The following is a 22861-nucleotide window of genomic DNA, read 5'->3' on the forward strand; positions in this document are numbered from 1 at the left end:
ACACTCCACAAAAAGGATAGAACATGAGGGTGAAAAGAGAAACAGAACAAAAGTTTGAGTACTCAAGAAAGCCAGAAAAGAATTAGCTCTGATGTGGAAAGAATTTCCTGGTGGTCAGGGTCTGGAGCAATGACGTCCAGTCTCTTTTTTGAATTTCAAGTAGTGTGAAGGTACGACCAATTTCGGAAAGAGAATGGGCGTCAGAAAATGAAACCAGAACGTACTCTCCGAGATTAATATTTCCTCGAAGGGTTTCTGCTTTCTGCCAGGAAGAGATTTCTACTGTTTCAATACCCCACTCCCGTGGTATGAAACCCAGGTTGGCAAGCACGCTGTAAGAAGCTCGGTCAATGTGAGAGGGAACAACAAATCCCTGGTATTTGCGAGCCAAAGTAATGAGTTCTTCTGCCGACAATTGCGTTGGATACGTCAACAGGTATTCTTTTTTCGCTTTGATTGCACCTTCTTCATCGATAACCCACTCCTCGCCCCATATTTCTTCATTGATGGGAATCCGCGAAAGATTAGCGTCAACTTCTCGGTTGAAGAGAGTGAGCAACTCTAAAGTAGGAAAAAAACACAAAAGGTGTATTTCTTCTTTGCTTTCCACTTCAATCCCTGGTACTACCCATAAACCAAAACGCTGTCCTAATTCCATGGTGAGTCCAACATTTTCGCACGCATTATGGTCAGTTACTGCAATAACATCCAGTTTCTTTTGCAGGGCTTCAAAAACTATGCGGTGGGGTAACATTTCTCTCTGTGCACAAGGTGAAAGCACAGAGTGAATGTGAAGGTCAGCACGCAACAAGGTTTCAGACATTGCGTCTCAAGCCTGGTAAACCAAGCCGAGAAAGGACAGCAACCGCTTGATAGGTGGTAAGAGGGGTTTTGAGAATGGTAATACCTTCTTTTTCAGCACGCTGCGAAGTTTGTTCATCAACATCCTGGAAGTTGGTTACTACGATACAGGGGATACCAACCAGCTTTGCTACTGCAACAACGTTAGGGTGGGATTGAATGGTCACCCAAACAGAGTTTTCTTTCGCATTTGCTATAACATCACTTAACAGGTCTCCTGCATAACCTCCAGAAACTTCCTGTTGTTCCGGGTCGCCTTTTGCAATAACTTGAGCCTGGAGAGGTTCAATAATCTCGATTATTTTCATGTCAATCCTCCTCCTTCTTCCCAGCCATGGTTTGAGGAACTCTGCTCGCCAATTCTTGAATCTCCCTGGCTTTCTCAAGCAGTTGTTCTCTTAGCAGAAAAGGGCAGTCGGTTTCCAGGGCTTTGCCAAGCACTATATCTTCAGCAAGGGCTCTGCAGGTCGGTGAACCGCACGCTCCACAATCAAGCCCTGGCAGTTTTTCAGTTAGCTTCTCTATTGTTTGATACTTTTGCATGGCTTTTCTGAAATCTTTGTCAAGTTTTAATACTTCCTTGGCCCGATATGGGGTACTTCTCAGCAGTATCCCTTTCTGTTGCCACTCCAAAAGTAAATCTTTTTCTATGGGCTTGTAGTTACTGTATTTTTTAATCAGGTGGTTTACGCTAACTTTGGCGATAAAGGGGTTACGGACTGCCAGAACCCCGCCAATGCACCCTCCAACACAGGCTTGGGCTTCGCAATAAACCACTTTCGAGAGCTCTCCCATTTCTATCTTTTCCAGAACTGAGATAACGTTATGAATTCCATCCACCGCCATAAACTCCCCCTCCCCCAGGGATTCCTGTTCACCACCTGAGCGCGCCCATCCTATACCCTTCCAGCTTGCCATCTGAAAAGAAGCAGCAGGCTTTGCCTGGTCAAGCCTATTGACGAGTTGAGAATAAACCTCCGAAATGGATATGGCACCATCAATTCTTGAAAGGTCCTCTTTACTTTGCCTTACCTCGGTAACCTTGGCAGGACAGGGAGTGATAAAAAAAACACCTACTTCTTCAGACTTAAAGCCCTGCTTGAGCGCTTCCAGGCGAGCAATTTTTGCTGCTACTCCCAGAGGCGAGTCCATCGGCAAAAGGTTTTCAATGAGCGAAGGAAACTTCACTTCGATAAGCCTTACCACAGCGGGACAAGCCGAGGAAATGACTGGTTTTGGAACCTCTTTTCTGGACAAGTATTCAGCCGTGGCTTCAGCAAGTATTTCAGCTCCTCTGGCAACTTCAAACACACTTGAAAAACCCAGTGTTAGTAGTCCACCAAGTATTTTCTCCAAAGGGGTATCCACTCTGAACTGGGCATAAAAAGAGGGAGCCGGAAGTGCTACCGAGTACTTAAACTTTCGAATGCTTTCCAATGGGTCACTTTGAGCATATTTTGCATGGTTGGGACAAGTCCTGATACACTCGCCACAATCTATGCAACGTTCTTCATCAATGCGCGCCTTCCCTCCCCTCACTCTTATTGCTTCAGTGGGACAGCGCCTGATACAATGAGTACAACCTTTACATTTTTCTTCATCCAGGCGTACTGAATGAAAAAAGGTAGCAAGTTCCATAAGCCCACCTAAGCCTTGTTTTTAAGAAAAAAGTCCATAATCACCTTAGTTCCTTTTCCAACTTGGGTTTCGATGTTGAGCTGGTCTGAGCATTTCTTCATATTGGATAGTCCGTATCCTGCTCCAAAACCCATTTCCCTTATGTGGGGTGGAGCTGTCGAATAACCTTCCTGGAAGGCTAACTCCAAGTCTGGTATACCAGGTCCTTCGTCGTCCACCACAATATGTACTCGGTCGGGATATATATCTACGGAGAAAACACCTCGATAGGCATGGATTACAACATTCATTTCTGCTTCATAGGCAGCAATAACCACTCTTCTTGTAAAGTTAGGTGGAAAACCGGTTTGCTGAAGGATTTTTTTTATTTCACTGGAAATATCCCCTGCACTCTGAAAATCTCCACCGTTTATGTTACGCTGCAAGGAAATAAGTGGTTCATTGTTTGTCTGTTTCATCGGGCGTACTGCAGGCAGTAGAGTTTAGTTCACTACAGCCTTTAAGGCCTTTCATGTAAAGTCTTCCACAAGCTTCATACATAGGTAGTTTGGTAGCCAAAAGAGGTATTTTCTTGATGTTGGCAAGCTCTATAGTCGCAGAGTCAGGCTTTTTACCGCGTACAAATATTATCCCCACCAAATCGCTCATTTCTGCAGTGCGAATCACCTGGGCATTGGTTAAACCAGTAAGCAACACTGACCTCTCTTTTGTAAAAGCCAACACATCACTAAGCAAATCACTACCACACGCTGATACAGGTTCCTGATCCAGAAACTCTTCCCCTGCAAGGACTTCAGCATCAAGAATTTCCTTGATTTCTCTTAAAGTCATGACCAACCTCTCCTTATTTACCGGCAAATGCTTCTATGCCCTGACTGGCAAGTTTGCTCACTGTTTGTTTGGCCTCTTCGAAAGTGGTAAAGCCGTATATTCTCACTTTGTAAACATTGTTGTCTTTTTCTATAGAAGCTGTAAAGCCAAGTTCCTTTAGCAAAGAGCGCATCCTTTCTGCATTGGCAATTTGGGAAAAGGCTCCAGCCTGAACGTAATAACCTTCTTTCTGCGACACCGAGCTCGCCTGGTCCGACCGGGTTTCTGAAGCGGGGCTTTTCGAAACGGGAGGTGCTGAGGTAGGTTTGGGCGTGCTTTGATTTTCTATCTGAGAAACCGTTATTGAGTCCGACTCCTTTTGAACTGTTTGCAATGGGGATGGTGGAGGTGTCTCAGGCGGAGGCAACACTTCGGGACTTTTCTGAACATTCAGAGCTTTCTGTCCAGTGCTTCCAGAAACTAATCGGCTGGCAGGACCAGTGTCTGCCCTTTCTTTTACCCAGCTTCCTGTTATCATGGAAGTATAGGCTTCAAGGTCTCCACGCGCTGCGAAAAAAGCAAAGACCACTATTACCAGGCCACCTGCCAGAATAACAATAGTTTCAACAGGGTCTTTTTTCCTGAAAGGAGAAATCATCATTTTGCTATAGCCTCTTTCAGGCGAACAAGCTTGGCTTTCTCTGCATTCAGCTCAGAAAATCTCCGCTTTTCTCTTTGCACGGTTTCTTCCGGAGCCCGATTCAGGAAATCTGGATTGTTGATTCTTCTGGAAACTCTTTCCAGCTCTTCATCAACTTCTTGAATTTTTTTCTCAAGACGCTGCAATTCCTGACCAATATCAATGGCCCCTTCAACATTAAGGTAAATTTCTGCTCCCTTAGTACTGGATATTGCAAAGCCTTCTGGTCTTTCCAAGCCAACACCTATTTCTTTAACAGTGCACCTGGCCAGCGTTTCAATGTAGTTCTTATAGGTGTTAAGTTCCTCTACGGGAGAGCTGGCATCGGTAAGGTTGATAATCACTTCGCTTTGGTGCGTAAGCGGTATGCGTAACTCAGACTTAAGAAAGCGTATTTCACGAATAATTGCTTGAAAGATACCAATCAACTCGTCTACCTCGAAGTCAATCTTCTCGGGCGAGCTTTCGGGCCAGGGAGCTATCATGATACTCTCAGCTTCGCTGAGGGGAAGATTTTGCCATATCTCCTCAGTTATGTAGGGTGCAATGGGGTGAAGTAATTTAAGTATTTGGGAGAGAATTTGAACCAGCAATTGCTGGGCTTTTCTCCTTTCCTGGGGTTTTCCTTCATAGAGATCTTTTTTGCACCACTCTATGTACCAGTCGCAGAATTCTCCCCAGACAAATTCATATATCAGGTTTGTGTATTCTCCAAAGTTAAATCTCTCGAGCTCACTGGTTGCCTGTTCTATAGTCTGCTGGAGGCGGGAAAGAATCCAGCGGTCTTTGAGGTCAAGGAGGGAAACAGGAACTGGTTCTTCAACATCTGAGGGCCTTAACTCTTCAGTGTTCATCAAAACGAATCGGGAAGCGTTCCAGAGCTTATTCATGAAGTTCCTTGATGCCTCAATTCTTTCCATAGAAAGATTGATATCTCTTCCCTGAATGGTCAACCAGGCGAGAGCAAAGCGCAAAGAATCAACACCATATTTTTGGGTAATTTCCAGGGGATCTATAGCATTGCCTGCGGATTTACTCATTTTCCTTCCCTGGGCATCTCTCACTAAAGGCGTTATGTAAACTTTGCGGAAGGGCACTTCACCGGTGAACTTGAGACCCATCATAATCATTCGGGCTACCCAGAAGAATATGATGTCGAAACCAGTTACCAGTACCGAGGTAGGATAGAAAATCTCCAGTTCTTTAGTTTTTTGGGGCCAACCCAGAGTCGAAAAAGGCCAGAGCGCAGAGCTAAACCAGGTATCGAGCACATCTTCTTCCTGGTGTACTTTCCCTCCACATTTTGGACAGCGTTCAGGCTGATTTCGATGTGCAAACACAAAATTGCACTCTTCACAGGTGAAAATCGGAATCTGGTGTCCCCACCAGATTTGCCTGGAAATACACCAGTCCTTTATGTTATACATCCACTCGAAATAGACTTTTTCCCAGTTTTCAGGTATAAACTCTATTTGCTTTTCAGCGACCGCTTTAATGGCTGGTGTAGCCAGTTCTTTCATTTTGACAAACCACTGCTTTGAAATTAGCGGCTCCACTACTGTGGTACAGCGATAACATCTGCCTACTGCGTGGGTATGGTCTTCCACTCTTTCAAGGTATCCCAACTGGGAAAGTCTGGCCACTATTTTTTCACGACATTCTTCGCGAGATAGTCCAGCAAATTCGCCAGCTTCTCCAGTCATTCTGGCTTTCTGGTCAATCACCTTGACCAAGGGCAAGTTATGCCTTTTGCCCAGTTCGAAATCGTTGAAGTCATGCGCCGGTGTCACCTTGAGCACACCAGTGCCGAATTTGGGATCCACGTAAGCATCGGCAATTATCGGGAGCTCTCGACCCACCAGAGGAAGAATAACCACTTTCCCTATCAAAGCCTTATAGCGCTCATCCTCAGGGTTGACGGCTACGGCCACATCACCCAGCATGGTTTCCGGGCGAGTGGTGGCAATGGTGAGAAACTTTTCAGGATCGTCTTTAAAATAATACCGTATGTAATAGAGTTTCCCCTTCTGCTCCTTAAAATCGACCTCTATATCGGCAAGCGCAGTTTCGCAGCGCGGGCACCAGTTGACAATATATTCGCCCTGGTAAATAAACCCTTCCTCAAAAAGACGGACAAAAACTTCCTTAACTGCCCTGGAGAGTCCTTCATCCATAGTGAACCTTTCTCTGGTCCAATCGCAGGAAGCTCCCATACGTTTTAATTGGTTCCTGATTCTTTTATGATAAACTTCCTTCCACTGCCATACTCTTTCCAGAAATTTTTCTCTTCCCAGGTCGTGCCGGCTCAACCCTTCTTTGGCAAGTTCCCGCTCCACCACGTTCTGGGTAGCGATACCCGCATGGTCAGTGCCCGGAACCCAAAGCACATTAAATCCTCGCATTCTTTTGAAGCGCGCCAGGATGTCCTGAAGGGTAAGGTTCAATGCATGCCCCATATGAAGGAAGCCGGTCACATTAGGGGGAGGTATAACTATGGAAAAAGGCGGCTTGGAGCTTTCTAAATCGGGGGTAAAAAAGCCGCTTTTTTCCCAAAAACTGTAAAGCTTTCCTTCTATTTCCGAAGGATCGAAGGCTCGGGGAATGGCTTTGCTCTTTTCGACGCTCATGTCACTCTCCTCTTCTCAAGCAGATTCTTTTTCTTCAGCAGTCTTATCTTCCAGGAGGGAGAGAAAGAGTTCTCTTTTTCTTTCAGCGTCAAGTATAAACTGATCGTCTATTACTACCGACTTTACATCTTTGCGAGAGGGTAATTCAAACATCAAGTCGGTCATTATCCTTTCTATAATGGCTCTCAGACCTCTTGCTCCAGTGCCTTCTTTCAAAGCCTTCTTAGCGATTAGCTTTAGCGCACCTTCAGTAAAGGTTAGGGTTACGCCCTCTAATTCAAAGAGCTTCTGGAACTGCTTTATCAAACTGTTTCTGGGCTCAGTAAGTATCCTGACCAGGTCTTCTTCTTGGAGAGGATCCAGCGCACAGACTACGGGTATTCTCCCTACAAACTCTGGTATCATGCCAAACTTGATCAGGTCTTCAGGTTGAACCCGATGTAAAATATTTGTTTTCTCCACGTCAGGAGAAAGCAATTCTTTGTTGCCAAATCCTATGCGACGGTCCTTCAATCTTGCCTCAACGATTTTCTCCAGTCCCACAAAGGCACCACCACAAATAAAAAGAATGTTTTCAGTATTGATTTGAATGAACTCCTGATGGGGGTGTTTTCTTCCTCCCTGTGGCGGTACGTTAGCTATAGTGCCTTCCAGGATTTTAAGCAATGCCTGCTGTACACCCTCACCAGAAACATCCCTGGTGATAGAAGGGCTATCGCTTTTGCGGGCGATTTTGTCGATTTCGTCGATGTATACTATGCCCTTCTCGGCACGTTTTATGTCAAAATTGGCGTTTTGAATGAGGCGCAGTAAAATATTTTCCACATCTTCGCCTACGTACCCTGCCTCAGTCAGGGTGGTGGCATCTGCTATCGCAAATGGAACATTTAGAAATTTCGCCAAAGTTTTGGCAAGCAGGGTTTTACCACATCCTGTGGGTCCGATCAGCAAGACGTTACTTTTTTCTATTTCTACGTTTTCTTCCTCCGTACGATAAAAAATCCTTTTATAATGATTATATACAGCTACAGAGAGCGTTATTTTCGCTCTTTCCTGTCCAACAACGTAGCGATCGAGATACTCTTTGATTTCCTTAGGTGTTGGAATGCGGTCCGGGGTCCACTCTTTTCTGGTTTTATGAGAATCTTCCTTAATTATTTCATTGCAAAGCTCGATGCATTCATTACAAATATATACTCCTGGACCTGCAATGAGCTTTTTAACTTCACTCTGGGTTTTGCCGCAGAAAGAACAACGAAGTTTTCCTCTATCTTCATCAAATCTGGTCATTTTTCTCCTTTTTTCCTCCCAGTATTTTATCAGGGTAAAGCACCCGGTCTATGATGCCATATTCTTTTGCCTCTTCAGAAGACATGAAAAAGTCTCGCTCCGTATCCCTGCGGATTTTTTCAACCGGTTGTCCAGTGTGAAAAGCCAAAAGCTCGTTCAGGCGGTCTCTTATTTTTACCATTTCCCGGGCGTGGATTTCAATATCCGTCACCTGACCTTGAGCCCCTCCCAAAGGCTGGTGAATCATTATCCGGGAATTGGGTAGAGCCATTCTTTTCCCTTTGGCCCCAGCAGCTAAAATAACCGCCGCTCCACTTGCTGCCTGCCCAATGCATATGGTGGCCACATCGGGCTTGATATACTGTATGGTGTCGTAAATAGCCAGCGTGGCCGACACCAGACCTCCGGGGCTATTAATATAAAGATTTATATCTTTCTCACGGTTCATGGCTTCCAGAAAAAGTAATTGAGCAATTACCAGGTTAGCCACTGTATCATTTATTTCGGTGCCCAGGAAAATAATTCTGTCCTGCAAGAGCCTTGAGTAAATGTCATAGGCTCTCTCTCCGCGGGGGGTTTGTTCAACCACAATAGGCACCAGATAGTTTAAGCGAGGTTCTTTCTTCACACTACCATCTCCTCTTCAGGATCTGCCAGAGCTTTCCACTGATCAAGATTTATCGGTTCTTCAATTTCCCTTATCTTTATCCTTTGTTTAAGGTGTTCAAACATTTTTTCAAATTTTATATTATTTTCGATATTTTTTATTCTATCATTTCGTTCCAAGATGTTTCTAACCTCTTGAGGTTCTTTACCAGCAGTTCTGGCAAGATCGTTAATTTTTTCTTGGATTTCTTCTTCTTCAGCCTTGATTTCGTTTTGCTCAATATATTGCTGGATAACAAACATTTTTCGCAGTTCCCACTGGGCTACTTTCCGCATACTCTCTTCAAAAGAAGCAAAATCGCTATTGGTAAGTTCCAGATACTTTTCCAGAGTAAGATTATCCCGTTCCAGTCTTTTGCGGAAAGCTTCTATCTGTTGGCGGGTCTCAAACTGAATAAGTGGTTCAGGAAGAAAGAGCTCAGAGTTTTTAACTAACTCTACAATTATTTCTCTCTTCATTCTCTCTTCGATAAGGTCTTGAGCTAACTTTTCCAGAGATTCCCGTATTTTCGCTTTGAGGGCTTCCACACTTTCAAATTCTCCTATTTCTTTCAAGAAAGTATTGTCTATCTCCGGAATTTTTTTCTGGAGAATACCCGTAATTTCCAGATCTACTTCAACCGTATCTCCGTCTTCTTTCTCAAGAGTAACTGTTTTTTGCTCACCCTTTTTTGTTCCCAACACTTCCTGTGCCAGGCCTTCGTTTTCTCCTGCCAGCACCGAATAAGACTGTTCACCAACCTTAAAAGTTACCAGGTCGCCTGCCTGAACAGGTTCGTCTTTTTCTACCCATTTGCCTCGGGATTCCCTGAGGCGTTGCAATTCCCTTTCGATATCCTGCTCCCTTATCTCTATTTTATACTTCTTCACTTCAATATTTTCGGGATCCGGAAGGGTAACTTGAGGTCTTTCGATAAGGGTAAATCGAAAAACAGCAGGCTGGTCCTCTTCTATCTCTACTATTTCTACCTCGGGCTCTCCGATGAATTCCACCGGTTCTCTCTTCAGCGCCTCTTGCAAAGCCCAGGGAACAAGCTTCTGAGCAAGGTAATCCAGTACTGCTTCTTTGCCTACCCTGCTTCTTAGAATAGAACGGGGTGCTCTCCCCTTTCTAAAGCCAGGAACACTTATTTTCCGGTTCAGTTCAGCATATACAGCGTTCAATTCCTCACTTACCTTTTCAGTGGTCACTTTCACTTCTAACTCTATTAGGTGCTTCTCTTTTTCCTGTTTTTTGACTTCTAACATTTTGTCACCTTCCTCTATGTTTTGCCTTAGACACGGAATTGTGCTACGGGCAAAGCCGCTCAATCTCTAAGAGATTGCCTGTGGTATTATAGTTTGCCTGACCCATTTCGTCAACAAGAGCCAATCATTACAGTGGAAAACGTCTATTAAAACCAGAAATGTCTGTTTTCATTTCCTGCTGTTCAGGATTGCATCATGCAACTTACCCACTTCGTCTCGATGCTCAAAGAGGGCACAGGCGTAGGTATTTCTTCGCATCAGGTGAGGCTGGTTGCGAATTGCCCTGAGGAAAGCGGACTCAAAGGCTAAGCGCAAACCTCCCTCCCTTATGTTTTCACAGGAGTAGGGAGCAAATGGGCAGGGCTCTACTTCACCGTGAGCGTTGATGTGCAAAAATGCTTTGCCAGAAGCCGAACACATATTGTGCTTTCCGTATTCATCATGGGGAAACTGAATAATCACCAGTGCCTTCTTCCTCCTCAACTCGAGGACTTTCGTTCTTAACTTTTCCCTCTCCTGGTTGTTGAGTATCCAGTTGCTAACCGGTTTCTCTCCAGAGGGGATGTATTCGGTAAAAAAACCTACTTTGCACCCTAAATTGAGCATTTCTTCGGTGAACCGATCTGAAGAAAGGGCTTCTAAATTGGCCGTATTCGCTGTAGCCGCAAAACCGTAAAGCAAGTCTTCGGCTTTTAAATACTTCATGCTTTGCAAGGCCTTTCTGTATGCTCCTTTTCCTCTTCTGGCATCGGTCTCCTCTTCAAAGCCTTCAACGCTTACCAGGATGATTATGTTCCTACTCTGAGCTATTCTTCTTGCAAAAGCGGGAGTGAGAAAAACACCATTCGTTACCACCACAAAAAGCAATTTCCGATGTTTTTCCATCGTCAGAAGCAGGTCTTCTCTCAAGAAGGGTTCTCCTCCAGTCACCACCACTGATGCCACCCCAAAGCTTTCCGCTTCCTCCAGCAGACCATTGAGCTCTGCTGAAGAAAGCTCGTCCTGGATGGGGCTTTTTAGCGCATAACAACCCTGGCAGTTGTAATTGCACCGCAGGGTTGGACTGATACCCAGAACAAGCGGTATGTTCCCGTTCAAGCGCCTGGCTTTCACGCCCCGTATCAGTAGAGCACGGAGAAATATGCCAAAAATCTTTACCAGAAAAAGGAGTCTCCGGGGTTTTTTGACACTCCACGCAAAGATTACAAGCATTATCAAGGACCCAATGCGTGGTTCTCTCTTGGTGGAAAAAATGTGGAATTGCATTTTTACCTCTCCTTACCTGTATAGATTCGAATGGGACCCGATTATTACGCTCACTTTTGACGGTACCTGTATAACCCTGGGGCTTTCGATGGAGAGAAGTTCAAGGGTTGGAGAGCGCTGGTGCGAGAGGCGGGAGTTGAACCCGCACGGGTTTAGCCCACTGGATCCTAAGTCCAGCGCGTCTGCCATTTCCGCCACTCTCGCCCAGAGACAAGTTATATTTTAGTCATCAAATTTCTTTTTGCAATTGTTCACAAGATGTTTTTCTGGATAAGTAGTTCGGCTATCTGTATAGCGTTGAGTGCTGCTCCTTTGCGTAGTTGATCACCAACTACCCAGAAAGTAAGTGCTGAAGGATGAGATATGTCTTCTCGAATCCTTCCCACAAAACACTCATCTTTGCCAGCTACAAGCCAGGGCATGGGATATTTGTTTTGAGTAGGATCGTCTTCAACTACTACTCCCGGAGCCTGGGTAAACAGTTCTATTGCTTTTTCGCGGGTTATCTTTTTTTCAGTTTCTACAGTTAAGGCTACTGAATGCGCTCTAAATACCGGTACTCTAACGCAGGTTGCCGTGACCTTGATGGAGTTATCATCCATGATTTTTTGAGTCTCCCAGACCATCTTCATTTCTTCTTTAGTGTAAAAATTGTCCATAAACACGTCTATGTGGGGAATAAGGTTGAAAGCTATTTGATGCGGAAAAACCTTTACCTCCAGTGGTCTTCCCTCAACATAGCTTTGTACCTGCTCTTTCAACTCCTGCATAGCCATAGCTCCCGCACCAGAAGTAGCTTGATAACTTGCTGCAACTACTCTCTTTATCTTCCCAAAATCGTGCAGAGGCTTAAGAGGCACTATCGAAATTATGGTGGTACAATTGGGATTGGCAATGATGTTTTTATTTTTGTAATCGCTTATCTTGTGAGGGTTCACCTCAGGAACAACGAGGGGCACTTCTGGGTCCTGGCGAAATGCCGAAGAATTATCAATAACTATGCATCCTTGAGAAGCAGCAAGCGGCGCAAAAGTCCTGCTGGTCTTTGCACCTGCGCTGAAGAGAGCCAGGTCAACCCCTTTAAAATCAAATTCGGAAAGCACCTGTACGGCCAGTTTTTCACCATGAAAAGTGACCTCTTTTCCCCGGGAGCGCTCTGAGGCAAGAGGAATGAGTTCACGCACTGGAAAAGCACGCTCCTCAAGGATTTTGAGCATTTCCTGGCCAACCGCCCCAGTTACTCCAGCTATGGCTACTTTGAGTTTACTCATTAGTCTCCACCTCTATCTTTTCTTCTTCTATGAATTCCCTGTGCAGGGCCCGTACCGATTCTTCCATTTTTTCTCGAGGTATAAGACAGGATATTCTCAAATTAGAGGTACTTATCATGTCTATATTGACATTGTTCTCAGCCAGAATTTTGAACATACGATATGCAATCTGGGGGTTTGAAGCAATGCCGGCACCCACGATTGATATCCTGCTTTTTTCGTAGTCCAGAATGATGTTCTGGAAGTTTATTTTGCCACGCAATTCTTCGATGGCTTTTTTGACCTTACTCTCGTCTTCTTTCAGCACCACAAAAGCCACGTCTTTTACGGTTTCTCTACCCTCACTCTGGATAATCATGTCTATGGACACCGAAAGATTGGCAAGTGCTTCAAAGATCTGGGCAGCAATACCGGGTCTATTGGGAACACCCTGCAAAACTACTTTTATCACGTCACCACTGTGCGTTACCGCTCTCACCTGGGCATTTTCCATATTCCCCACCTCTTCAATCCAGGTTCCTTCCTGATCATCAAAGGTGCAACGCACGTGGACTTTAACCCGATAAGCATGGGCAAAATCCACTGCTCGCAACTGCATAACTTTGGCTCCAAGATTGGCCATTTCTGACATCTCGTCGTAGGAAATACGATCTATTTTTTTTGCTTGAGGCACTATCCTGGGATCGGCTGTAAAAACGCCATTGACATCGGTAAAAATTTCACAGAAATCCGCTTTCAAAGCATAAGCCAGGGCACAGGCGGTAGTGTCACTACCTCCCCTCCCCAGGGTGGTGATATCATCCTGAAGGTTTTTACCCTGAAATCCGGCGACAATGACCACCTTATTTTGCTCTAAACCCTCCAGAATCCGGTGGACATCAATATGAATGATTTTGGCCTTGGTGTGGAGATCGGTAGTAATAATCCCTGCCTGTCCACCAGTCAAGGAAAGAGAAGGAATACCCAGCGCATCAAGAGCTATGGCGAGTAGGGCTATGGAGACCTGTTCCCCCGTCGAAAGCAGCATGTCCAGTTCCCTTTCTGGTGGGGATGGATGCAGGGTAAACGCTTTGTGCAGAAGTTCATCGGTGGTTTTGCCCATTGCTGATACAACAACCACCAATTGGTGACCCTGCTCAAAGTATTTTTTTATTTTTTCAGCCACAAACTGCATCTTTTGAAGGGTGGCCACTGAGGAACCACCATACTTTTGGACAATCAAGCTCATCTATGTTTCACCTGCGCTCCATGGTCTGTCCAGCTCATGGCAACCAGCTTTATTTCTCCAACTCCATTATCCTGAAATATTTTTATTATACTCTTTCTCTCCTTTTCAGTAAGAGATCGACGTAAAAAAAGCACGAGGGTGGGTCCGGAACCGCTTATGGCAACATTGCCAAGTCCATTTTTAGTAACGTAGGCTTTGACTTCTTCAAAACCTTTGATGTATTTACCCCGATAAGGTTCGTGGATGAAATCCTGAAGTGACTTTAAAAACCCCTCCGGGTCTTTTTCATAAACACTTGCTACCAGAAAAGCAAGCCGACTTGAGTTGAAGACCACGTCCTGACGAGAGTATTTTTCTGGAAGAACTCGGCGCATTTCTCTGGTAGAAAGTTGATAGTCGGGAATGCAAGCGACAATCTCAAGGTCTAAAAAAGAGCACCTTTTAAACTGCAGTTCATCGTCAAAAGTTGATGCTATAGTAAACCCTCCCAGAAATGCGGGAAGAACATTATCAGGATGTCCTTCGATTTTCCAGGCTAAATTCAGAAGCTGGCGCTGGCCAAGCGGATTTCCTGCCAGTTCATTGGCTGCAAGAAGGGCTGCTGTTATGCAAGCAGCACTACTCCCCAGGCCACGAGAAATGGGAATTTCATTCTGGGTGACTATTTCCAGCCCCCAATTGGGATGGAACCCTATTTCTGACCACAGATACTGCATACTTTTCACAAATAGATTCTCTTCGTTTTGGGGTAGAGAATCCGCGCCTTCTCCGCAAACTGTAATCCTGATTCCCGGTACATCGCTTTTCCGGATGCTGGCCTTGAAAAAAAGGTTAAGCGCCAATCCCAACACGTCAAAGCCACAAGCCAGATTGGCAGTAGTTGCAGGAGCAACGACTTCCAGCATTATTTCTCACCTTCCAGATTAAGCAAGGCTACAATTTCTTCCAGGGAAGGTTTGACTCTCTCTATTCGGTCATTGCACTGTTTTATAGCAATGTCCGGGTCTTTGAGGCCATGGCCGGTTAAAACACAAACTACAGTCTCATGACCCCTGAAGAAGCCCTCTCTCTGCTTTTTAAGAACACCAGCCAAAGATGCAGCTGAAGCTGGCTCCACAAAAATGCCTTCTTCTTCGGCAAGCAGACGTTGAGCACTCAAGATTTCCTCATCACTCACTGCCTCAATGAGTCCTCCCGATTCATCACGAGCCGCAATTGCTCCTTTCCAACTTGCTGGATTACCAATTCTTATTGCTGTGGCCACAGTTTGAGGATTCTCAACCGGCTTACCAAGGACCAGGGGACAGGCCCCTTGAGCTTGAAACCCAAGCATTTTGGGCAATTTACGAGTTTTGCCTCGACTTATCAATTCTTTAAACCCTTTCCAGTAAGCAGTGATGTTACCAGCATTGCCAACCGGTAAAGCCAGGTAATCCGGTATATCTCCAAGCCACTCTTCTATCTCAAAAGAGGCAGTTTTCTGACCCTCTATGCGATGGGGATTAATGGAGTTTACCAGAGCTACGGGATATCTGGATGTTATCTCTCTCACTATCGATAAAGCCTGATCAAAATTGCCCTCAAGTGCCAAAACCCTTGCACCATGCATAAGGGCCTGAGAAAGCTTGCCGAGAGCTATTTTCCCTTCTGGAACCAGCACCACACATTGCATGCCCGCCCTCTTCGCATACGCTGCAGCAGAAGCTGAGGTATTCCCAGTGGAAGCACACATAACAATGTTCTGCCCTGCTTCTTTCGCTTTGGCAACAGCCACCACCATCCCACGGTCTTTAAAGGAACCTGTAGGGTTCATGCCCTCAAACTTGAAATACAGGGAACCCACTCCACACCTTTTGGCAAGATGATAGGAACGAATTAAAGGGGTGTTTCCTTCTTGAAGGGTAATTTGGGGTGTTTTGTCGGTTATTGGCAAATATTCACCAAAATACTCCAGGATTCCAGGCCAGCGCATTCTTGAACCTCCTTACCCATGGATAAAGGCAATGATACCATAAAAGTGGGGGAAAATGAACCGTGACCTGGTCAAGCGAAACCCGTCAGCAGGTTTCACATTCTTTCTCAGAAAGCAAACCCGGATAAATTGCCTGACGACTACGACTTCCCTGTCTAAAAACAGTTATGCCCTTGCAATGAGTCTCGTGAGCCAGGAAGAAGACCTTTTTAACCTCTTCAAGCGAAGCGTTCTGAGGTAGGTTTATGGTTTTAGACACCGCGTTATCAACATACTTTTGAAACGCAGCCTGGACTTTCACCTGGAATTCAGGTGGTATTTCCAGGGCAGTACGGAAAAGGTCTTTAACCTTTTGAGGGATTTGCTCGATGCCCTGAAGCGTGCCCTGAGCAAGTATTCTTTCCCAATCCTTTTGAGAAAGTTTGAGTCCTTTCAGATATTCTTCAAGGAGCGGATTCACCTCGATTAACTCGGTATTTTCAAGCACGTAACGGCGAAAACTTAAGGCAAAATAAGGCTCAATGCCACTTGAGCAGCCAGCGATTATGCTGATTGAGCCAGTTGGAGCAATGGAGGTCAGCGTTGCATTGCGCAGAGGTAAGTTCTGGGTGTACCAGGTGCTCTTCTCAAAATTGGGAAACGTTCCTCTTCGAGAGGCCAACTCCAGAGACGTTTTTCTTGCCTGGAGCATAATATATTGCATTATTTCCTCAGCAATTTTAAGAGCCTGCTGGGAATAATAGGGCACGCCTATTTTTACCAGTAAGTCGGCAAACCCCATAACCCCCAGACCTATCTTACGGTTAGCCTTGGCCATCCGCTCGGTTTCGGGCAAAGGATGATAGTTGGCATCTATCACATTATCGAGAAAATGTACCGCAATGCGGACGGTTTCTCCAAGTTTCGCGTAGTCTATTTTCCCGTTGTTTACCATGTGGGCAAGGTTGATAGAACCCAGATTGCAAGACTCAAAAGGAAGAAGGGGAACTTCGCCACAGGGGTTGGTAGCCTCGATAACTCCCAATGTTTTCAGAGGGTGTTTGCGATTTATCTCATCTATAAAAATGCAACCCGGTTCTCCAGAGCTCCAGGCACTTTCACATATGACATTAAAGATTTCGGCAGCAGATACTTCGCGCCAGACTTTTCCATCTCTGGGATTTGTCAGAGGAATTTTCTCGTTTTTCCTGACTGCTTCCATCTCCTGGTCAGTTATTGCCACAGAGAAATTGAAGTTTTCAAATTCGCCCCCCTTCTTTTTAGCCTGGATGAACTCCAGAATATCGGGGTGGTTAAACCTGAGAATGCCCATGTTGGCCCCTCTACGTTTTCCACCCTGCTTCACCACGTCGGTTGCAGTATCAAAGATGCGCATGAAAGAAACAGGGCCCGAGGCACGACCGCCAGTGGAGCTTACCCGGTCTCCCCGAGGACGTAAACGTGAAAAGCTGAATCCAGTTCCTCCTCCCGATTTGTGGATTAGAGCCATGTTTTTAAGCGCCTCGAAAATGGCATCTAAAGAATCTTCAATCGGCAAAACAAAACATGCTGCAAGTTGTCCACCTGGACAACCAGCATTCATCAAGGTGGGTGAATTGGGGAGAAAATCCAGAGCCATCAATGTTTTAAGGAATTCCTGGTAGCTCACTTCCGGGTCTTCACCGTAACTGGCATCTATCTGTGCTATGGCTCTGGCTACCCGTTCCATCATCTGGCGTGGTGTTTCCACAGGATTTCCTTCCTGGTCTTTGAGAAGGTAACGCTCCCGAAGCACCTGAATAGCATTTAGGGAAAGCTTCAGGTCATCCTGGACTCCAAACAGTTTTAACTTTGCCTCTCGCAGGTACCTGCGTTTTTCACGATATAGGATATAAGCCCTGGCTACGTCAGCAAAACCCCTCTTCATTAAAACTTCTTCTACTGCGTCCTGAACATCCTCAACTCCGGGGATAGCATCACCAAAGCGCTCTTTTAAGAGAACGAGGACTTCCTCAAGGAGTTTTTCAATGGTTGTTTCCTCTGGTTCTTTGTTCAGAGAATAAAATGCTTTGCTTATAGCAAGCTTTATCTTTTGAGGGATAAACCTCTCGATTTCACCATTCCGTTTGTAAATGAATTGAAAAAATTGTTTTTCCATGAGAATGTCTTTCTCAACTCTACCTTTTTGTTTTCTCTCAATTTAAGGATACATTTTCCGAGCCCACTTTTGCAAGTCCGCTGGTTGTCCAAAACAAAGGCGTGGTTTTAGCTTTAAGCTGGAAGTCTCAAAAAGTGCGTCCCAAAGTGTCATCCCAAAAGAAACTCCGGCCACGCGTGCTGCTTTATAGTCAAGCGGAGAGTCGCCAAGGTAAATGGTTTCCTGAGGATCAGCCTGAAAGTAAGCCAGTATCTTGCTCACTCCATCAGGGTAGGGCTTGGGACGAAGCACCTCATCACCACAAACAACAAGGTGGAAAAGGGAGGACATGCCTGTTTTCTCAAGAGTGATTTGGGCGCTCTTTCTACCCTTGGACGTAAATAGTGCCTGGAGTGTGTGTTTTCGCTTCAAGTACCGTATAGTTTCTACCACGGGCTCGAAAACTCTGACTCCGGAATCATGATGCGCTAAGTAGAAGTCATAAAAGTCTTTAAGTGCCTGAGCTTTTAATTCTTTGCCCACCATCCTTTCCACAATATCGCCTTCCGGGGGACCATACATGGCTACAATTTCCCGAGGAGATAGCTTTTTACCGAGATATTTGTAAGCAACCCATGAAAAAGCTCCCCACAGTAGCTCCGAACTGGCGATAATGGTATTATCAAGATCCCATATGAAAAGCCTAAGCACTCTGATTTTGCTCCTTATCCAGTATTTCCTTAAGGTTTTCCAACAAAATCTGCATTTCCTGGTCTTTCCCTACGGTAATGCGCAACCACTCCTTCCATTCCGGGAAAAAGCGCACCAAGATCTTACGACTTTTGAGTTCCTGGTAGACTTTCTCCAAACTTTCATAAGAACGGTTCCTCACAAATACGAAGTTGGCCTGAGAAGGAAGCACTTGGAAACCGAGGTTCTCCAAAGCCTGACTGAACCATTCCCGGGTTCGTTTAATCTTGCTAATATTCTCTTTAACCTGGTTCAAACCCTCCAGAGCGGCAACTCCAGCGATTTGAGAGAGAATATTCACATTATAAGAATCCTTTAGTTTAAGAAGGCCCCTCACAACTTCCGGATGCGCAAAGAGAAAGCCGATTCTCAACCCAGCCAGTGAAAAGGACTTGGATAGCGTTCGCACAATAATCAAGTGAGGGTATTTTGGTAAGAGTGGCAGAGCGCTCTCTTCGGCAAAGTCAACATAGGCTTCATCCAGCACCACTGGGCAGCTGGAATTCTGCAAGAGCTTCTCTATTTCCTCCATAGGGATAAAGGTCCCGGTAGGTGAGTTAGGATTACAAACTACCTTGAGGTCAACTTCTTCAGTCAGAAAGCGAGAAGGCAATTGCTGGAAATCCTCCTCCTGAAAAGGTATTTCCAGATAGTCTGCTTCTTGGATGGTCGCCAGCGTACGATAAAGAGTATAGGTCGGGTAGAGGTAAGCAACTCGGGATCGGTAACCCAAAAAAGCCCTGAAAATGATGTTCAGGAGTTCATCCGACCCATTCCCGACTATGATTTGCTCAGGGGAGACACCATACACTTCGGACAGCTTAAAGCGCAACTGGTCACTAAGCGGTGGAGGATAAAGAGAGAGGCATTCTGGAGTAACCTTTTCTCGGAGAGCCTTGAGCACTTCTTGAGGAGGTGGATAGGGATTTTCATTGGTGTTGAGTTTTATAAAGCCTCTCTCTTGGGGTTGTTCTCCTGGAACATACCCTTCCATCCTCTCCACAACTTCTCGAAATGCTAACATCATTTCACTCCTTTCCCATTTGCTTGAGAATCTGGGTGCTTCTCCCGTAGGGATCCTTGAGAACTCTAATTTCGCCCAGGTTTCTGAATCGCCCCTTAAAATCCAGGCCATACCCCACAACGTATATATCCGGTATTTCAAAGCACGCGTAATCCACAGTAACATCAATTATCCTTCGTGCAGGACAATCCAGAAGAGCACAAACTCGCACTTTTTTCAGGGTTCTTTTTCGGAAAGTATTTATCAGAAAATGAAGAGTCAAGCCAGTATCTACAATGTCCTCAACAATGAGTACCTCTTTGTCTCGCAGCTCCGTTTCCACGTCCTTTTCGATGATCGCTTTTCCTGCTCCAGACCGAAACCTGGAAAGCGCAATAAACTCAAGGTCAAAGTCAAAGTTCAGTTTACGGGAAAGGTCCACCGTAAAGAAAACGGCTCCTTTAAGCACACAAATCAGCACCGGTCGAGAAGCTGCGTACTCCTGATTAAGCCTTTGAGCCAACTCAGTGATTTTTTCTTCTATTTCTGCACTGGAAAAAACCACTTCTCCAAGCTGGAACTCTTCTTTACTCATCTTCAAGCTCCAGTTTCTTTCTAATATGCTCTAAATTTCGGGAATAGACGATTTTGATTTTGAGATCTGGATAGAGTTCTCTAAATTTCCTGACCTTTTTGTTTTTCTTCCACACCAGTTTTTGACGTTGTGTGGTTAACTCGATAAAGGTGTTAAACTCCGGAAGATAGAAATCAGGAGTAAAAGCCTCGATAACATTCCCCTCTTCATCCCATTCCAGCGGAAAAGTTTTGGGTTCGTACAGCCACTCGATGCCGTAGAAATCAAGCAACTTAGCAAACTCTTCCTCAGAGGGGTGTGCAAAGGTGCTCGGTTTGTGGGGCGGTGACTCAAGCTGCAACTTAGTTTCTCTTTGAAAGTTTTCGATAGCTTCCAGGATAAGCTCGGTGGCCTTTTCGACCGAGTAAAAAGAGGTATTGATTGTGAAATGATACAGAGCAGGATTCTTCCACTCCACACCGAACTTTTCGAGCAAGAAACGCTCTCTTTTTTTATCTTGCTGGAGAAGGATGCGCAGAGCAATGGTTTCCTCCTGGGAATACTTTTGAATGACTCTTTGCAGTCTGGTCTGCAAACTGGCCACCACCAGTATGTGGAAGCTATCGGGGTGATTTTCAAAAATTTTTTGCCCTCCCCTACCCAGAATTATCAAAGGGTTTTCCCGGGATATTTTTTCAAAACAAAAACGTGCTTTACGCAACCATATGTTGCGCTCTTTTTCTCCTGGAGGTGGTTCTGGAGGAAGATTGGGATAATATTTTTTAAGGTGTTCGTGAAAGTTTTTGGAATCCACAATACGAAAAGACAAAATGCTGGCTAAGTGATTCCCGATTTCATCACCCCAGCTTTCCACTTCCCGAGAGATGGTAATGATTTTGACCCTGTTGTTTTGTTCGGAGCTACCCTTTGACAATTCACAAACTCCCTTTTGGCAAAATATTTTATATTCTGTCTATTGAACTTTGGGACGTTGGGTAAGTCCCTTTTTCTCTTTCAAATAGAATAAACAGAATGAGCTGGCTTGTCGAGAGAAATAAAAGGTTTTTAGTTTTCAAAATAAGCGGATTTTTGCTACTTTTACTTTTTGTGCTGGCCTGCGCTGGCTCGGAAATTTTTGCATTGGAGCGGGCTCTGTTTGTAGATTCCACTGATGAAGGCCATTTTTATCCTCTTTTCGAGTTCCTGGAAAAATTTTTCGACCAGGTGGAGTTCAAAAAAGATTTTCCCTTTTCCTCTGAGGAAATAGTTTTCCCGCAAGGTTTTGATATAGTTTTTCATGGTTATCAAAAGGACTCCTTGCTATTTTTTCAGGTCTTTGTTCCTGACGGCGTTCAGAAGCTCCTTTCCATGGTCCGTCCATTGAGTGAAAAAGAAGAAATGCTAAAAACTCTCCAGCAACGGATAATGAACACCCTAAACTTCCACAAAAGTTTCAAAATAATTTTTATCAGAAGCGAGAACGACCGCTTTTCCGTGGTAGCTCGAGATCTGAAAAGCGGTAAAGAGAGAACAATTAAAGTGGATTCTCTAAAACCCCTGGAAGACCTGAGTATTTCCCATGACGGTCGCTTTCTTTTCCTGGTACATAGGAGAGCGGGTTACCGCGAAATCTGGAGATTGGATCTCGAGAAGGAAAGCTTCCTCCCTTTGAGTTGCGGGGGTTACAATGATTTCTCACCCTATCCCCTTGGTGAAAATGGACGTCTGGTTTTTCTGAGCGACCGCAATGGAGAAAATGAAATCTTTGTTATGGAACAGGACGGAGCTTTGCAAAAAAGCTTCCTTGAGGGAGCGGAAATTCCAAAAACAGTGGAAAAAGTCACTGCCTCTTCCCTGGGTGATAAAATCGCTCTTTCTTATTTTAAGGATGGACGATGGCATATTCAAATCTGCGATGTGTTTTCGGGTGTCACGGAAGAACTTGACTTTCCGGGTAACGCCACGGACCCAGTCTTTTCAGCCGACGGCAAAGAGATAATTTTCGTGGGTGAACGTAATGGCAATTTTGACCTCTTTTCTTTCAACCTGGTGGAAAAAAGCTTAGAAAGACTTACCTTCGACCCTTTCTTCAAGGCACACCCCGCTGTTTCTCCAGACGGGGCATGGATTGTGTTCTCGGGAAAGAAAGTATCGAACAACTGGGATATTTTTCTTTTGGAAAGAGGCTCCAGAAAATTGTATCGCTTAACTTCATCTTTTGCGATGGAAATTTCACCCCTGTTCACTCCAGTACCTATCTTTTGAGAGGTGATTTATGGTATGATTAAGAAGATGCGTAAAAGAACTGTGAATATCATTGCATTAGTTCTGATTACAATCGTGATTTCAACCGGTGTGGCTGGAGCCTCAGTTCGGAAAGCCATTCCTTTTGAGGCCTACTCTTTAAAGGGTGAAAAAATAGACGTTGATTTTGGGAAAGAATTTACCTTGCTTCTTTTCATAAGCTCTGACTGCTTAGAGTGTCTTTATCGCTTTCTGGAATTGAAAGATGGTGTACAGTCACTGCAACTTGAAGATGAAGTCCGAGTTCTTCCTGTGTGCTTTGATTGTGATTGGAGAAAACTTGTCCAGCTTACTCAGGCTGTAAACTCAGAAATGTTCCTGGTTCCTGAAGACCTGAAAGCGAAATGGGGAGTCTGGGAAACTCCCACCTGTTTTCTGGTTGACCCTGCAGCCAGAGTACTTGGTAAGTGGGAGGGAGAGGTGCCATTTGCCGAAATAGAAAAAGCGATAGCTACCTACTCCCGGGACAAAAGAAATATGGTTGCCTCTCGCAAGAATACTTCTTCTTCCTGCTCCAGCAGTTTTTGTTATTAGCTT

The 22861-nt window shown here is 44.9% G+C and carries 22 protein-coding genes and 1 tRNA gene; 2 read left to right on the plus strand and 21 right to left on the minus strand.

Annotated features, from left to right (window positions below; genetic code table 11):
• Positions 1-82: 82 nt before the first annotated feature.
• From ACKTT1_RS04615 to ACKTT1_RS04715, 21 genes are all read right to left on the minus strand, one after another.
• Entirely contained in the window at positions 83-823 is a 741-nt protein-coding gene (locus ACKTT1_RS04615) for a hypothetical protein (protein WP_412710349.1), read from the minus strand.
• The gene (locus tag ACKTT1_RS04620; protein ID WP_412710350.1) at positions 816-1169 is read right to left on the minus strand and encodes a DRTGG domain-containing protein; all 354 of its coding nucleotides are present in this window, start codon (positions 1167-1169) and stop codon (positions 816-818) included. The genes ACKTT1_RS04615 and ACKTT1_RS04620 overlap by 8 nt, the downstream gene beginning before the upstream one ends.
• 1 nt (position 1170) lies before the next feature.
• A complete protein-coding gene (locus ACKTT1_RS04625; RefSeq protein ID WP_412710351.1) occupies positions 1171-2499 on the minus strand; it encodes a [Fe-Fe] hydrogenase large subunit C-terminal domain-containing protein in 1329 nt (442 codons plus the stop codon).
• Positions 2500-2507: 8 nt separating this feature from the next.
• A complete protein-coding gene (locus tag ACKTT1_RS04630; RefSeq protein ID WP_412710352.1) occupies positions 2508-2957 on the minus strand; it encodes an ATP-binding protein in 450 nt (149 codons plus the stop codon).
• Positions 2938-3330, minus strand: a complete 393-nt coding sequence (locus ACKTT1_RS04635; RefSeq protein WP_369017302.1) for a DRTGG domain-containing protein — start codon at positions 3328-3330, stop codon at positions 2938-2940. Before ACKTT1_RS04635 ends, ACKTT1_RS04630 begins: the two co-directional genes overlap by 20 nt.
• A gap of 13 nt (positions 3331-3343) precedes the next feature.
• The gene (locus ACKTT1_RS04640; RefSeq protein ID WP_412710353.1) at positions 3344-3970 is read right to left on the minus strand and encodes an SPOR domain-containing protein; all 627 of its coding nucleotides are present in this window, start codon (positions 3968-3970) and stop codon (positions 3344-3346) included.
• Positions 3967-6636, minus strand: coding sequence for a valine--tRNA ligase (locus ACKTT1_RS04645; protein WP_412710354.1), 2670 nt, complete (start codon positions 6634-6636; stop codon positions 3967-3969). Before ACKTT1_RS04645 ends, ACKTT1_RS04640 begins: the two co-directional genes overlap by 4 nt.
• Before the next feature lie 15 nt (positions 6637-6651).
• Entirely contained in the window at positions 6652-7926 is a 1275-nt protein-coding gene (gene clpX, locus ACKTT1_RS04650) for an ATP-dependent Clp protease ATP-binding subunit ClpX (protein ID WP_412710355.1), read from the minus strand.
• A complete protein-coding gene (clpP, locus tag ACKTT1_RS04655) occupies positions 7913-8554 on the minus strand; it encodes an ATP-dependent Clp endopeptidase proteolytic subunit ClpP (RefSeq protein WP_369017298.1) in 642 nt (213 codons plus the stop codon). Before clpP ends, clpX begins: the two co-directional genes overlap by 14 nt.
• Positions 8551-9840, minus strand: coding sequence for a trigger factor (gene tig, locus ACKTT1_RS04660; protein ID WP_412710356.1), 1290 nt, complete (start codon positions 9838-9840; stop codon positions 8551-8553). The genes clpP and tig overlap by 4 nt, the downstream gene beginning before the upstream one ends.
• A gap of 168 nt (positions 9841-10008) precedes the next feature.
• Entirely contained in the window at positions 10009-11106 is a 1098-nt protein-coding gene (locus tag ACKTT1_RS04665) for a radical SAM/SPASM domain-containing protein (protein WP_412710357.1), read from the minus strand.
• Positions 11107-11224: 118 nt separating this feature from the next.
• A tRNA-Leu gene (locus ACKTT1_RS04670) sits at positions 11225-11310 on the minus strand.
• Positions 11311-11357: 47 nt separating this feature from the next.
• A complete protein-coding gene (locus tag ACKTT1_RS04675; protein WP_412710358.1) occupies positions 11358-12377 on the minus strand; it encodes an aspartate-semialdehyde dehydrogenase in 1020 nt (339 codons plus the stop codon).
• The gene (locus tag ACKTT1_RS04680; protein WP_369017294.1) at positions 12370-13605 is read right to left on the minus strand and encodes an aspartate kinase; all 1236 of its coding nucleotides are present in this window, start codon (positions 13603-13605) and stop codon (positions 12370-12372) included. The genes ACKTT1_RS04675 and ACKTT1_RS04680 overlap by 8 nt, the downstream gene beginning before the upstream one ends.
• A complete protein-coding gene (gene thrB, locus ACKTT1_RS04685) occupies positions 13602-14510 on the minus strand; it encodes a homoserine kinase (RefSeq protein WP_369017293.1) in 909 nt (302 codons plus the stop codon). The genes ACKTT1_RS04680 and thrB overlap by 4 nt, the downstream gene beginning before the upstream one ends.
• Entirely contained in the window at positions 14510-15577 is a 1068-nt protein-coding gene (thrC, locus tag ACKTT1_RS04690) for a threonine synthase (protein ID WP_369017292.1), read from the minus strand. The genes thrB and thrC overlap by 1 nt, the downstream gene beginning before the upstream one ends.
• Positions 15578-15662: 85 nt before the next feature.
• Positions 15663-17714 (minus strand): adenosylcobalamin-dependent ribonucleoside-diphosphate reductase, encoded by a 2052-nt coding sequence (locus tag ACKTT1_RS04695; RefSeq protein ID WP_412710359.1) that lies wholly within the window; start codon positions 17712-17714, stop codon positions 15663-15665.
• A gap of 42 nt (positions 17715-17756) precedes the next feature.
• On the minus strand, positions 17757-18404 hold the full coding sequence (locus tag ACKTT1_RS04700) for an HAD family hydrolase (protein ID WP_412710360.1): 648 nt from the start codon (positions 18402-18404) through the stop codon (positions 17757-17759).
• A complete protein-coding gene (gene hisC / locus ACKTT1_RS04705; RefSeq protein WP_412710361.1) occupies positions 18397-19470 on the minus strand; it encodes a histidinol-phosphate transaminase in 1074 nt (357 codons plus the stop codon). The genes ACKTT1_RS04700 and hisC overlap by 8 nt, the downstream gene beginning before the upstream one ends.
• 1 nt (position 19471) lies before the next feature.
• Complete coding sequence (gene hpt, locus ACKTT1_RS04710; protein WP_412710362.1) at positions 19472-20041, minus strand: hypoxanthine phosphoribosyltransferase; 570 nt, start codon at positions 20039-20041, stop codon at positions 19472-19474.
• Positions 20034-20954 carry a cytidylate kinase family protein gene (locus tag ACKTT1_RS04715; protein ID WP_412710363.1) on the minus strand — a complete coding sequence of 307 codons (921 nt, stop codon included), beginning with the start codon at positions 20952-20954 and terminating at the stop codon, positions 20034-20036. Before ACKTT1_RS04715 ends, hpt begins: the two co-directional genes overlap by 8 nt.
• Before the next feature lie 98 nt (positions 20955-21052).
• On the opposite strand from ACKTT1_RS04715, the gene ACKTT1_RS04720 reads away from it, so the two are divergent.
• Together ACKTT1_RS04720 and ACKTT1_RS04725 are read left to right on the plus strand one after the other, a co-directional pair.
• Complete coding sequence (locus ACKTT1_RS04720; protein WP_412710364.1) at positions 21053-22285, plus strand: TolB family protein; 1233 nt, start codon at positions 21053-21055, stop codon at positions 22283-22285.
• Between the two features lie 27 nt (positions 22286-22312).
• On the plus strand, positions 22313-22858 hold the full coding sequence (locus ACKTT1_RS04725) for a TlpA family protein disulfide reductase (protein WP_412710365.1): 546 nt from the start codon (positions 22313-22315) through the stop codon (positions 22856-22858).
• Positions 22859-22861 lie beyond the last annotated feature (3 nt).

It is taken from the genome of Atrimonas thermophila, from assembly GCF_045864955.1.
Lineage (GTDB): Bacteria > Atribacterota > Atribacteria > Atribacterales > Thermatribacteraceae > Thermatribacter > Thermatribacter velox.